Origin of the sequence: Peterkaempfera griseoplana (assembly GCF_001418575.1) — a bacterium.
GTDB classification, from domain to species: Bacteria; Actinomycetota; Actinomycetes; order Streptomycetales; family Streptomycetaceae; genus Peterkaempfera; species Peterkaempfera griseoplana.
The window spans coordinates 1-12,537 of the sequence record NZ_LIQR01000322.1; the positions used below are offsets into that span (position 1 = coordinate 1).

Annotated in this window: 12 protein-coding genes; 5 read left to right on the forward strand and 7 right to left on the reverse strand. The window is 72.2% G+C overall.

Going from position 1 to position 12,537, the window contains the following annotated elements; all coding sequences use genetic code 11:
• The 4 genes from AOK09_RS23505 to AOK09_RS23520 form a co-directional block, all read left to right on the forward strand.
• Positions 1-1,155 (forward strand): ATP-grasp domain-containing protein (locus AOK09_RS23505; RefSeq protein ID WP_107101427.1); only part of this gene is annotated, 1,155 nt, incomplete at its 5' end.
• Entirely contained in the window at positions 1,152-2,408 is a 1,257-nt protein-coding gene (locus AOK09_RS23510) for an MFS transporter (protein WP_055589223.1), read from the forward strand. The genes AOK09_RS23505 and AOK09_RS23510, both read left to right, overlap by 4 nt.
• Before the next feature lie 62 nt (positions 2,409-2,470).
• Positions 2,471-4,108, forward strand: coding sequence for an AMP-binding protein (locus AOK09_RS23515; RefSeq protein WP_055589224.1), 1,638 nt, complete (start codon positions 2,471-2,473; stop codon positions 4,106-4,108).
• A 16-nt stretch (positions 4,109-4,124) separates the two neighbouring features.
• Entirely contained in the window at positions 4,125-4,385 is a 261-nt protein-coding gene (locus AOK09_RS23520; RefSeq protein WP_055589225.1) for a phosphopantetheine-binding protein, read from the forward strand.
• Between the two features lie 83 nt (positions 4,386-4,468).
• On the opposite strand, the gene AOK09_RS23525 is transcribed toward AOK09_RS23520, so the two are convergent.
• From AOK09_RS23525 to AOK09_RS23550, 6 genes are read right to left on the reverse strand one after another with little or no spacing between them, the layout of a single operon-like run.
• Positions 4,469-5,464 (reverse strand): alpha/beta hydrolase, encoded by a 996-nt coding sequence (locus AOK09_RS23525; protein ID WP_245687444.1) that lies wholly within the window; start codon positions 5,462-5,464, stop codon positions 4,469-4,471.
• Positions 5,465-5,467: 3 nt separating this feature from the next.
• Complete coding sequence (locus AOK09_RS23530) at positions 5,468-6,292, reverse strand: carbon-nitrogen family hydrolase (RefSeq protein WP_055589227.1); 825 nt, start codon at positions 6,290-6,292, stop codon at positions 5,468-5,470.
• 27 nt (positions 6,293-6,319) lie between these two features.
• Positions 6,320-7,093: a GNAT family N-acetyltransferase gene (locus AOK09_RS23535; protein WP_055589228.1), complete on the reverse strand. Its 774-nt coding sequence runs from the start codon at positions 7,091-7,093 to the stop codon at positions 6,320-6,322.
• A 40-nt stretch (positions 7,094-7,133) separates the two neighbouring features.
• Positions 7,134-7,889 (reverse strand): SDR family NAD(P)-dependent oxidoreductase, encoded by a 756-nt coding sequence (locus tag AOK09_RS23540; protein ID WP_055589229.1) that lies wholly within the window; start codon positions 7,887-7,889, stop codon positions 7,134-7,136.
• A 6-nt stretch (positions 7,890-7,895) separates the two neighbouring features.
• The gene (locus tag AOK09_RS23545; RefSeq protein WP_055589230.1) at positions 7,896-9,260 is read right to left on the reverse strand and encodes a hypothetical protein; all 1,365 of its coding nucleotides are present in this window, start codon (positions 9,258-9,260) and stop codon (positions 7,896-7,898) included.
• Positions 9,260-10,417, reverse strand: a complete 1,158-nt coding sequence (locus AOK09_RS23550) for a hypothetical protein (protein ID WP_157876007.1) — start codon at positions 10,415-10,417, stop codon at positions 9,260-9,262. The genes AOK09_RS23545 and AOK09_RS23550 overlap by 1 nt, the downstream gene beginning before the upstream one ends.
• Positions 10,418-10,711: 294 nt before the next feature.
• On the opposite strand from AOK09_RS23550, the gene AOK09_RS23555 reads away from it, so the two are divergent.
• Complete coding sequence (locus AOK09_RS23555) at positions 10,712-11,686, forward strand: alpha/beta hydrolase (protein WP_063796043.1); 975 nt, start codon at positions 10,712-10,714, stop codon at positions 11,684-11,686.
• 65 nt (positions 11,687-11,751) lie between these two features.
• On the opposite strand, the gene AOK09_RS23560 is transcribed toward AOK09_RS23555, so the two are convergent.
• Positions 11,752-12,522: an SDR family NAD(P)-dependent oxidoreductase gene (locus AOK09_RS23560; RefSeq protein WP_055589233.1), complete on the reverse strand. Its 771-nt coding sequence runs from the start codon at positions 12,520-12,522 to the stop codon at positions 11,752-11,754.
• Between the last annotated feature and the right edge of the window lie 15 nt (positions 12,523-12,537).

Sequence of the window (12,537 nt, forward strand, 5' to 3'; positions counted from 1 at the left end):
GCTCTGGCGGCCATGGCCGCCCGCGCGGAAATCATTCTGGCCGCCAATTCCGAGCTGAGTTGGCAGCAGCCCTATGTCTCGGAATTCCACCGCGTGGACCCGGCGGACGCCGCCGCTCTGGAGGAGCTGGTCCGCAAGGTGGCCCCGGACGGTCTGCTCACCTATGACGAGACCCTGGTGGAGCCGGTGGCGCTGGTCGCCGCCGCGGCCGGGGTGCCGTACACCGACGTCGAGGCCGTCCGCCGCTGCAAGGACAAGAGCGCCATGCGCGCCGCGCTCGCCGAGGGCGGTCTGAGCCCGGTCCGCTTCGCGGTGGCCCGCACCCCGGAGGAGGCCGTCCGCGCGGCAGGGGAGATCGGCTATCCCGTGGTGCTCAAGCCGCGGGCGCTCGGCGGCAGCATAGGCGTGCTCCGGGTGGCCGACGAGAAGGAGCTGCTGGAGTCGTTCGAGGTGGCCTCCGAGGCCAATGTCGACGGCCTCACCTCCGCCCACCCGGGCGTGCTCATCGAGGAGTACCTGGACGGCCCCGAGTTCAGCGTGGACTGCGCCACCTGGCAGGGGGTGACGACCCCGCTGGTGGTCGCCGAGAAGGCGCTCGCCTTCCCCCCGTACTTCGAGGAGTTCGGCCACATCGTGCCGGCCGCCCCGCAACCCGACCTGGACGCCGCCGTCGAGCTGGTGGTCCAGGCGCACCGCGTGGTGGGCCTGGACCGGCTGGTGAGCCACAGCGAGGTCAAGCTGACCAGCCGCGGCCCCCGGATCGTGGAGATCAACGTCAGGCTCGGCGGCGACCTCATTCCCTATCTGGGGCATCTCGCCACCGGGGTCGACGTGGCCGGAGCGGCGGCGGACATCGCGGTGGGACAGGAGCCCGACCTGGGCACCGACCGCGAGCGGTTCGCGGCGGTCGCCATGATCTACCCCGAGTACGACATCCGGCTGGAGGAGGTCCGCCTGAACGGCGACCACCCCGGACTGGAGCAGTTCACCACCTTCCTGCCGGCCGGCACCGAGGTCCGGCTGCCCCCCGAGGGCTTCCTCTCCAGGATCGCCTTCGCCGTGGTCACCGCCGACACCCGGGAGGGGTGCCAGGCCCGGGTCGAGGCGGTCCGCGCCGGAGTGGAGATCTCCGGCACGCCGCTGGCAGCACGGTGAGCGCGACCCACGAGGCCGAGTCGGAGGAGGCGGGGGAGCAGCACCGGTCGGTGCTGAAGGTGGTGCTCTCCGCGCCGCGCCCGGTCTGGGTGCTGGTGGCGGGCGTCTTCATCAACCGCACCGGGTCGTTCTTCTCCACCTTCCTGGTGCTCTTCCTCAAGCAACTCGGCTTCACCGTCAAGGAGATGCCGCTGGTGCTGCTCTGCGTCGGCGCCGCGATACCGGTGGGCTCGCTGGTCGGCGGCTGGGCCGCCGACCGCTTCTCCCGCCGGGCCTCCCTGGTCGGCTCCACCGCGCTGGCGACCGGCGGGCTGGCGCTGATCGGCTTCTCGCCGAACCGGGACGTCGCCCTGGCCGGTGTCTTCGTCGCGGCGCTCTTCGCGCAGGCGTATCTGCCGGCCGCGTCCGCGCTGCTGGTGGACCACACCCAGGAGCGCGACCGGGTGCCGATCTTCGCCTTCTTCCGGCTGGCCCTCAACCTGGGCGCCGCGCTGGGCCCGGTGGTCGCCGCCCTGCTCTCCTCACACGGCCTCAAACTGCTCTTCCTGGTGAGCGCCTGCTGCTACGCCGTCTTCTCGGCGGTGCTGTGGACGGGCCTGCGGACGGGGCCGGTCAAGGACGCCGAGGGCCCGGCGAGCGCCAAGGAGGCAGAGCGGGCGGTACGCGGCCACCAGCGCACCCCGGCGGTCATGCTGGCCTTCTATGCCGCGGTCCTGGGCATCACGGTGGTCTACGTCCAGTACTCCTCCACCGTCTCCCTGGCCGTCTCCGCGGCCCACAGCACCGAGATCTACGCCACCCTGCTCACCCTCAACGGCCTGCTGGTGATCGCCGCCGAGGTGCCGCTGAGCTCCTGGACCCGCCGGCTGCCCTGGTGGATCCCGGTGACCCTGGGCACCGCCTGCATGGCGGTGGGCATCGCGGTCTCCGGGGCCTTCAAGCCCTATGCGCTGGTGGCCGTGGGCGTGGTGGTCTGGTCGGTCGGCGAGATGCTCTTCTCGCCGGTGGTCAGCAGCGCGGTCGCGGAACTCTCCCCACCCGACCGGATCGGTCGGTACCAGGGCTATCTGGCCACCGTCCAGGCGACCGCCTTCGCGCTGGGCCCTGCCCTGGGCACCTTCGTCTACGGGTACTCCACGGGAGTGCTCTGGGCCGGCTGCCTGGCCGTGGGTGCGCTGGCCTGCGGGGCCGTCGTCTTCGCCGGCCGTACGGCGCACCGGCCCGAGGAGAAGCCGATCGCTGTCGGCGCGTGATCGCGCCGTCTCTTCCGAGTCCGCCTCAGACGGCCCGCGACGCCGTCCCTCAGGAGTACGACGTGCAGACAGAGCAGCAGACCCCCGCCGTGCCCGCCCCGGGGGAGTCACCCGGAATCGTCGCCGAGTGGCTCCGGGAGGCACGGACCGGCGGGGTGCACCTGCCGGAACGCGGCGAGGTGCGGTACGTCCCCTGGTCCCAGGTCCACGACGACGTGGAGCAGCTCCACGGCCGGCTGGCCGAGCGTGGGGTACGGCCCGGTTCCCGGATCGGCATCCGGGGCCACAACAGCTATCAGTGGCTGGTGCTGGACCTGGCGCTGCTGCGGCTGGGAGCGGTACCGGTCGCGGTTCCCGTGCCGGACTTCAAGGGCACCTCCAACGCGGAGCTGACCACCCGTTACGGACTGGCCGCGGTCTTCGCCGGACCGGAGTCCCGGTCCGCCGGGGACGGGGAGTCGGTGGCCCCGCTGGAGCGGGTCCTGGAGGGGACGGACGTCACCCCGCTGAGCGACCCGCCGCCGCCGGAGGGCAAGCAGGTCCTGGTCGACCAGCGCGAGGTGTTCACCCTCGCCTTCTCCTCCGGCACCGCGGGCCGGGTCAAGTGCCTGCTGCTGGCCTGGCGCGGGGTGGAGGCGCTGGTTCAGGCGCAGAGCGCGGCGCATCCGATGCGGCCGGAGGACCGCATCATGATCGCGCTGCCGCTCTCCACCTTCCAGCAGCGGTACCTGTGCTACCTGGCGATCCGCAACGGCTGCGACATCGTCCTCACCACCGCCGCCCGCTTCGTGCAGGCGCTGCCCGCGACCCGGCCGACCTTCCTGCTGGGCCCGCCGAACTTCTACGAGTTCGTGGAGACCCGCTACCGCAACCTGGGCGCCCGGCAGCGTCTCCTGCGGGACGCCGCGGCCGGGCTGGCCGTGCTGCTGCCGCGGGAGTCCTGGCGGCGCGGCTGGCGCCGCCGGGTCTTCCGCTCCTTCCACGAGATGTACGGCGGTTCCATGCGGCTGATGATGGTGGGCTCCGCCCCCGTCCGGCCGGGGATGCTGGAGTTCTTCGCCCGTGCCGGATTCGAGCTCTACCAGATCTACGGCATGACCGAGATCGGCTATCTCACCTGGAACCGCCCGGGCGCCAACCGCATGGGCTCGGTGGGCCGGCAGGTCTACCCGGGGACCGTGGAGGTCAACGAGGCCGGCGAGGTCCTGGTGCGCCACGCCTGGCATCTGTGCATCGGCTACGAGGGCGAGTCGCCGGACGACGTGGCGCAGGTGTTCCGCGCCTCCGACACCGTCGCCACCGGGGACCTCGGCGCCTTCGACCAGGACGGCTTCCTGCACCTGAAGGGCCGTAAGAAGAACCTCATCATCACCACCGGCGGCCAGAAGCTCCAGATGGAGGATCTGGAGGCCGAACTGTGCCGGGTCAGGGGCGTCGACCAGGCCGCGCTGTTCACCGTCGACGGCGGGGGCATGGCCGTGGCAGCCTGGGTCCAGGGGGACGAGGGGGAGGCGCGCAGCGGTCTGCTGGCGCGTGTCGGCCAGATCAACTCCCGTCTGGTGGGCGACCTCAAGATCCGTGCCTTCACCCTGGTCGAGGGCACTCTGTCGGCGGACAGCCCGCTGCTCAACCGCAATCTCAAGATCAACCGTGAGGCGGTGCGGGCCGCAGTGGCCGACCGCCTGGAACCACTCGACTGACGAGGAGTCCGATTCCATGTCCCAGGGACAGCTGTCGAACAGCGCGGAACGGCCGGTGGAGGAGGTCGCCGAGCTGTGGACGGCGCTGCTGCACCGCAAGAGCGTGCCCCATGACGTCTCCTTCATCGAACTGGGTGGGGACTCCCTGCTGATCATCGCCCTGCTGGAGGAGATCGAGGGCCGCTTCGGGGTGTACCTGGAGGCCGAGGAGGTCCTGGAGGACCTCACGGTCACCGGTATCGCCACCGCGATAGCCGGCGCCCGCCAGGCCGGCTGAGCGCAGAACGCCCGAGGGCCCCTCCCCGCAGCGGGGAGGGGCCCTCGGGCGTCTGCGGAAGCGCTCCGTGGAAGCGCGTGCGGTCAGACCGGGACGCCGGCCGGTGCGGCCGGCGTCCGGGAGGCGGCCCGCAGCAGCACGGCGCACTGCTCGTCCAGGGAACGGCGGGTCGCCACCGCCTCCGGCGCCGCGGCGTCGAACCCGTGGAAGGTCCCCGGGAACTGGTGCAGCTCCACCGCGACATCGGCGGCCAGCAGCCGTACGGCGTACTGGATGCCCTCGTCGCGCAGCGGGTCGAACTCCGCGGTGAGCACATAGGCGGGCGGCAGCCCCGTGAGGTCCTCGGCGCGCGCGGGCGCGGCGTACGGGGACACCGGCTCCCGGTCGTCCGCCCCCAGGTAGTGGTTCCACATGTGCACGCTGTTCGGCTGGTTCCAGCCCGGCGTGGTGCCGAACTCCCGCATGGAGACGGTGTCCAGGGCGTCGTCGATCACCGGGTAGAGCAGCATCTGCAGCATGATCTCCGGGCCGCCCAGATCGCGTGCGGCCAGCGACACCGCGGCCGCCAGGGCGCCGCCCGCGCTGCTGCCGCCCACCGCGATCCTGCGCGGGTCCACACCCAGCTCCCCGGCGTGCTCCGCCGTCCACACCAGGGCGTCGTAGCAGTCGTGGAAGCCGTGCGGGAAGGGGTGCTCGGGGGCCAGCCGGTAGTCCACCGAGACCACCAGGACCCCGGTGCGCCGGGCGATCTCGGCGCACCGCGCGTCCTCGGTCTCCAGGTCGCCGGCCACGAAGGCGCCGCCGTGGAAGAAGACCAGCGCGGGGGAGGACGCCGCCCGGCCCACCGGGTCGTAGACCCGGACCGGGATGTCCGGTGCGCCCTCCCTGGCCGGGATCAGCCGCTCGCCGACCGTGAGGTCCTGCGGGCCGGCCTGCTTGGGACGCAGCGCCCGGGAGAGCTTGAACGCCCGCTTCAGCGAGGCGCGCACCGCCGGCGGGTCGACATAGTCGAGGTCGGGCTGGAGCGTGGCTGCCCGGACCAGGTCCGGGTCCATCCCCGGCGGAACGATGATCGTCAAGGGTCAGGCCCCTTCAGTGCCATGAGTGGTGACAGCGGAGACAGCGGTGACGGCTGCGAGACGGCGGTCCGACAGGACCGGGAACGCCTTGCGGGCCGCGGCGGTCTCCGCGGGATCGAAGTCGACCGACAGCGTCTGCGGGACGCTGCCGGCCGCGGCGAGCACCTGGCCGCGCGGGTCCACGACCATGCTGTGGCCGCCGACGGCGACACCCGCCTGCACCCCGGCGGCGTTGGCCGCGACCACCAGGGCCTGGTTCTCCACGGCCCGGGCCCGCACCAGCAGCCGCCAGTGGTCGATCCGGGCCAGCGGCCAGGCCGCGGTCAGCACGATCAGCTCGGCGCCCTGCTCCACCATGCTGCGGAACAGCTCGGGGAAGCGCAGGTCGTAGCAGGTGGCCAGGCCGACGGCGCCGAACGGCGCCGGGCTCACCACGACGGCCTCGCCCGCGGTGAGCAGTGCGGACTCCCGCGAGTCATGGCCGAAGAGGTGCATCTTGCGGTACGAGGACGCCAGCTCCCCGTCCGGGGTGAACAGCAGGCTGGTGTTGTACAGCCGCCCGGAGCCGTCCCGCTCCACGAAGGAGCCGGCGTGCAGATGCGCCCCCGCCGAGCGGGCCGCCTCGGCGAGCGCCCCGCGCAGCCTCCCGTCGAGCGGCTCGGCGGTCCCCGGGTAGTCGTCGAAGTGGAAGTAGCCGGTTGGCCAGAGCTCCGGCAGCACCACCAGGTCGGCGCCCCGGCAGGCGGCGATCTGCTCGCACACCGTCTCCACGCGCTCCCGGAGCGGAAGCGCGGGATCGGTGCCGATCTGCAGCAGGTCGATGCGCATGGTGTGCAGCCCCTTCGGGGATCCGGGTCAGCGGACGCGGCCCACGAGCAGGAACGCGTCCAGCGGCCCCAACTGGCCGCGGAAGAGCTTGTCCAGTTCGGGGTCCCCGGTCGTGGGCAGCTCCCCGTACAGCTCGTCCAGCGCGTCGTAGGCCCCGCGGACGGTCAGCGCCGGGGCGTCCAGGATGTCCTGCTGCCCCAGCCACCTGGCCAGGTGCCGGGCCGCCTCCACCACGTCGCCGGGGGCGGCGGTGGCCGGCTGCGGGTACAGCGCGTCGGGGGCGGGCAGCAGCCGGCGCATCAGCCGGTAGAAGATCGGGCTCTCGGTGCGGGCGGTGAGGTAGACCGGCTTGCCGGCCGGGCAGCCCGCCACCGACCCGCTGACCCGGGCCTGCATCAGCTGCCGCATCACCCCGCCGGACTGGCGGGTGGGGACCATCCCGGTGGAGTCCAGGTAGACCAGGGTGAAGCCGTCGTACGGGAGGACGTGGAAGCCGGTCCAGCCGACCATCCGGCCGTCCTCGTCGGCGATCAGGACGAACTCGGCAAGGCGCTCCAGATAGCCCTCCTTGCTGCGCTGCGCCCAGTACGGCGTCATGTCGGCGCCGAAGCTGCTGGTCGTCACCGGGATGAGCGCCGCGTACACCCGCTCCTGGGCCGAGTGGTTCAGTACGGCCCCGGGGCGGACGATGACGGTGGCGGTGAGGCCTGCTCCGAGATCCAGGGTCTCGCAGCCCTCGGCGGCCGAGCCGAGGATGTCCGCCACCGCCGGGAGGACGGGCTGCTGCTGGGTGGTTGTCATGGTGGGGGTTGTCCTCTCTGGCCCTGCTGCTCTGTTCCGTTCACTGATCCTGGCTGCCGAAGACGACGCCGTGCGAGGAGGCCGTGCCGCCGGCCAGCTCACCGCCGTCCACGATCAGCTGCTGGCCGGTGATGAACCGGGCCTGCGGCGACGCCAGGAAGTGGAAGGCCTCGGCGATCTCGGCCGGGTCCGCGTGCCGGCCCGCCGGAATTCTGGCGTTGACCTCCGCCAGCATCTCGTCGGTGTACTCGGCGCGCTGCATCGGCGTCATCACATAGCCGGGGCTGACACAGGCGGTGCGCACATGCGGTGAGAGCTCCAGGGCCAGGGTCCGCGCCAGGGCGAGCACGGCGGCCTTGGAGGCGTTGTAGTCCGCGTAGTAGGGGTACCCGGCGCTGCCGTTGGTGGAGGCCGTGGCGAGCAGCACCCCGCTGCGGGCCGCGACCATGTGCCGGGCGGCGGCCTGCCAGAGGCCGATGACCCCCATCAGGTTGATGTCCAGCAGTGCCCGGACGTCCTTCTCGGTCATCTCCAGGAACGTCCTGCGCAGGCTGATACCGGCGTTGGCGATGGCCACGTCGACGGAGCCGTGGGTCTCGGCCACCCGGTCGACCGCGGCGCCCACCGCGGCCCAGTCGGTGACGTCCACCTCGACCCACTCCCCCGCGCCGGCGTCCCCGGCCGGGGGACGCAGGTCGAAGTTGACGACCTGGTCCCCCGCCGAGGCGAACCGCTGCGCGGTGGCCAGACCGATTCCGGAGGAGGCGCCGGTGACCACTACGGTGCGCTTGTGCATGAATCCTTACCCGAAGATGTAGTCGAGATCTGTGGGGATCAGCTGGAAGAGCTCGGTGAGGTCCTCCCGGAAGGAGACCCCCACCGCGAGTGCGGCCCTGAGTGCGTCGAGGTGGGCGGGATCGGCGTCCCACAGCGCCCCGTGCAGACAGTCTGCCAGTTCCTCCAGCCGTGGCTCGGCCTTGTCGAGCCAATGCGCGTCGGTGGGCGGGAGGCTGATGCCCGATTCGATCAGCCAGCCTGCCGCCAGCGCCGCCGCGCCGCTGTCGGCGAAGTGGTGGTGGCGCCGTGAGAGGTAGCGCAGCAGCTCCGCGATGAACGCCTTCCCCAGCGACGGCGTGGGGAAGAAGGAGACCGCCGACAGCAGCCCCAGCACGTCCGCGTAGGTCTCCTCCAGCGTCATCTGCTCGAAGGGGGTGAGACCGGGGGCGGGACGCCCGCTGCCGTCCACCACCGACCGCCGCCAGAAGTGCGCCAGGTCGTGGCAGCGGAACCAGCGCAGCGAGGCCCGCAGGACCTCGTCGAGGTCCCCCTGGCCGGCTGCGGACGGCTGCAGCCGGCCCAGCAGCTTCAGCGAGCAGCGCTCCAGCCGGCTGGTGTGCACATTGGCGAACACCACGGTGAACTCGCTGCCGTCCACGGTGGAGCCCGGAGCCTCCAGCGGGAAGAAGTGCGCGAAGTTCTTGTGGCCGACCCGGGACTCGCCGCCCGCCAGCAGCAGATCGGCGATCTGCATGGTCGGGTTGACCTGCTGGACGGACTTCACCCCGCTGCCGAGCACCCTGGCGACGACCGGCTGGATCTCCGGCAGCCGGGCGTCGACCGCCTCGATCTCGCTCTGGAGGTCCGCCCGGGGGAGGACCACCAGCAGGGCGAGCGGCGAGTGGACGGTGTGCATCGCCCAGGTGCTGAGCGGGCCGCAGTACAGCCACGGCCGGTCCGGCTCGGGCTGGCGCAGCACGACCGGCTTCCACTCCTGGGTGAAGGCGTAGTGCAGCAGCCGGTCGGCGGCGATCCTGGCCTGGGCCACCGCCTCACGGGAGTGCTCGGCCTGCTCGGCCTCGGCGAACTGCAGCAGTTCGTGGGCCGCGGCGGTGAGCAGCGGGGAGATGCGCTGCAGGTGCAGCGCGGGGCCGACCGCCGCCGGGGCCTCCAGGGCGGCGATGCCGTCGATCAGTCCCTTGAGCCGGACCAGGTGGTGCCAGCTCCGGGGGAACTGCTCGCGCAGCCCGGCGTGGTCGGGGTCGACGTGGGTGACGGCGACCAGGGGCTGTTCCCGGTGCCAGTAGGGGCTCGCGGTCGTCGGCTGCCGGACGGGGACGCCGAGGACCGGAGTGCGGGTCAGGACTGCCTGCGGCTCGGTGGTGTTCATCAGACAGTCCGGGGAGCCTTCGCGATCGACGCTGCGGTGCCCACAGGGGCCGGCCGGGCACTGCTGCTCTCCTCGGGTGCGGACGCGGGCCGGGCGGCCGGCTCGACCGGCACCAGGCTCGCGGACCACTTGCCGCGGTTGGCGAGGAAGGCGAAGACATGGCCCAGGTACTGCACGGTGAACCAGAGCGGCAGGAAGGCGGTGAAGGCCGGTGCCGAGCCGGTCTGGACCCAGCCGACGACGCCCCAGGTGACCACGCCCACCGCGGCGGACAGCGCGACCGTGGTGGAGAGGTCGGTCTGCTGCTGGCCCCACTCGTCGGAGTCGGGCTTGCTGACGGTGCCGATGATCAGTCCGGAGAGCACCGCGCCGAGCAGACCGGCGCCGCCGGCCTTGAGCATGCCCATCGGGGTGTCGGCGGTGGCGCCGATCAGGAAGTGGTACATCGCTCCCAGGCCGAGGCCGACGACCAGGCCGGGCAGGTGCATCAGCGGCTTCCGCCAGTGCACCGGCGCGGGCATGGTGAGGTCGCTCGCGCCGCGCGGGACGCGGTAGACCGGCGGCCAGATCAGACCGGTGACGTCGACGTACGGCTGGTACGAGGCCCGGGCCAGGGTGAGCAGGCGCTTGTCGTAGAGGATGCTGCCGATGACGTTGTAGATGTTGACCACGACGGCCAGCACCAGCAGGTCGGCGGTCATCGTCGGCAGGCAGAAGAACATGCCGAAGAACGCGGTGTGCACCGGGAAGCGGATCCAGCGCCGGCTGCCGACCTTCCAGGGGATGAGCTTGGGCCCCTGGGCCCCGGCGATCTGGGCCACCAGCGTGGTCGACCCGAAGGCCAGACCGCAGTCGTACTCGAACAGGTGGAGCTGCCAGTACCAGAGCCAGGAGGCGACGGCCAGCACGAACATGACGACCATGGGGGCACCCGAGAGGTGCCAGACCACGTGGTCACCGGTGTGCTGCCACAGGGCGCCAGCGCCCAGGATGTAGGCCACGTTGCACAGCGACTCCACGGAGCGCCAGGCCAGCGCCTCCATGCCGGTCCGCGCTCTGACGACGCGCTTGACGCGCAGGGTCGCCAGCAGCGAGTGCTGCACGCCGAATCCCATGACCAGAAGACTGTCTATGACGAGTTTTGCTGTGGTTCCCATGCTGCGAAGCCCCTCATGATTAGTCCGCAGACACACAAGAAATCAGCTCGCCACGTATTGCCGTCGGCAATGCAGGCCAGCTGTACAGAACTCACTGAGACGATTTGCGGCGCCGATTACGAATATCGGACGCCCTTCCCCCGTGGGTGCCTACCCTCCGAGCACCTATGTGACCGTATCGAGACAGTGATTGACTGTCAATGGTCAACCGGTGCGCCGATCGCCCTGCACCACAGCATTCATGACCACTCATCAGCAGTCCAAACCTCGGAGTATCCCCGGTACAGTCCTCCTATGACTTCCGAGACCGATCACACGGCGCGGTTGGACCCAGAGCTCTCCCGCGCGGCGCAACTCCAGCCTTATGTGGCCTTCGGGGACCCCCTCGCCTCCCGCCGGAATTTCGCCAGGTCGGTCAAGATCTCCCGGGCCCTGCGCGGGCCGTCGCCGGTCCAGGAGCGGGTGGCCACCGAGGACCGCACCTTCACCGTCCCGGGCGAGGGGCATGAGCTCACGGTCCGGCTCTACCGGCCGGAGGGCCTGCAGACCCCCGCCCCGGTGCTGGTGTACTTCCACGGCGGGGCCTTTGTCGCCGGCGACCTGGACACCGAGCACGACCGCTGCCTGGCGCTGGCGCTGGCCGCGGACTGCCTGGTGGTCTCGGTGGACTACCGCAGGCCCCCCGAGCACCCCTTCCCGGTGCCGGGCGAGGACTGCCTGGCCGCCGTGCGCTGGGTGGCCGCCGAGGCCGCGGAGCTGGGCGCGGACGCCGCGCGGATCGCGGTGGGCGGCAGCAGCGCCGGCGGGACGCTGGCCGCGGCGGTGGCGCTGATGTGCCGCGACCGCGGCGGCCCCGACCTGGTGCTGCAGATGCTGCTGTACCCGGCGCTGGACGACCGGCTGGACAGCGGCTCCATGCGGCGCTACCCGCGCACCTCCGCCTGGCACACCGAGGACAGCCTGTACATGTGGCAGCACTACCTGGGGGCGGACCCCGCCCACCGGGAGTCCCCGTACGCGGTCCCGGCCCGCTGCACCGACCTCTCCGGTCTGGCCCCCGCCTATCTGCTGGTGGCCGAGGTGGACGCGCTGCGCGACGAGGCGGTCGCCCTGGCCGCCCGGATGCTGGAGGCGGGCGTCTCGGTGGAGCTGCACCTGTACGCGGGGACGTTCCACGGCTTCGAGGCCGCCGTGCCCCTGGCCCAGGCCTCGCAGCGGGCCCTGGCCGAGCAGGGCGCGGCGCTGCGCAGGGCCTTCGCCCGGGGGTGAGCGGCGGCCGCGCCACCGGGGGCACCGGCCGGTGCCCCCGGTGGCGCGAACCGGCCGGCGGCCCGTCAGTGGGCGGTCCAGCCCCCGTCGACGCCCAGCGCCTGGCCGGTGATGTACGACGCCTCCTCGGATGCCAGGAAGAGCACCGCGGAGGCGACCTCCTCGGGCCGGCACAACCGGCCCATCGGGATGTTGCGCAGATAGAACTCGTCCGCCGAGGGCCCGCGGTCCCGGCGGGCCTGCTCCAGCATCGGGGTGAGCACCGGCCCCGGGCAGACCGCGTTGACCCGGACGCCCCGGGCGCCGTAGTCGATCGCCGCGTTGCGGGTCAGGCCGACCACGCCGTGCTTGGCCGCGGTGTACGGGGTGGCGTTGAGGTACCCGGTGAGCCCGGCGATCGACGCCACGTTGACCACCGCCCCGGACCCCTGCCGGAGCATCACCGGGATCTGGTGCTTCATGGACAGCCAGGTGCCCTGGAGGTTGGTGTCCACGATCCGCCGCCAGTCGTCCGCGCCGAACTCGTGCAGCAGCCGCCCGGAACCGGGCACCCCGGCGTTGTTGCAGGCCACGTCCAGCCGGCCGTGGCGGGCCAGCACCGCCTCCACCAGCGCCGCCACCTCCTCCTCCGCCGTGACGTCGGCCTGCACCGCGGCCGCCTCGCCGCCGGCCGCCTCGATCAGCTTCACCGTCTCCGCGAGCGGCTCCGCCCGCCGCCCGGCGACCGTCACCAGCGCACCCTCCGCGGCGAAGGCGCAGGCCACCGCCTGCCCGATGCCGGTACCGCCACCGGTCACCAGGACCGCCCTGCCGGCGAAGCGCGCACCATTGACCATCTCTGTCCTCCGCTC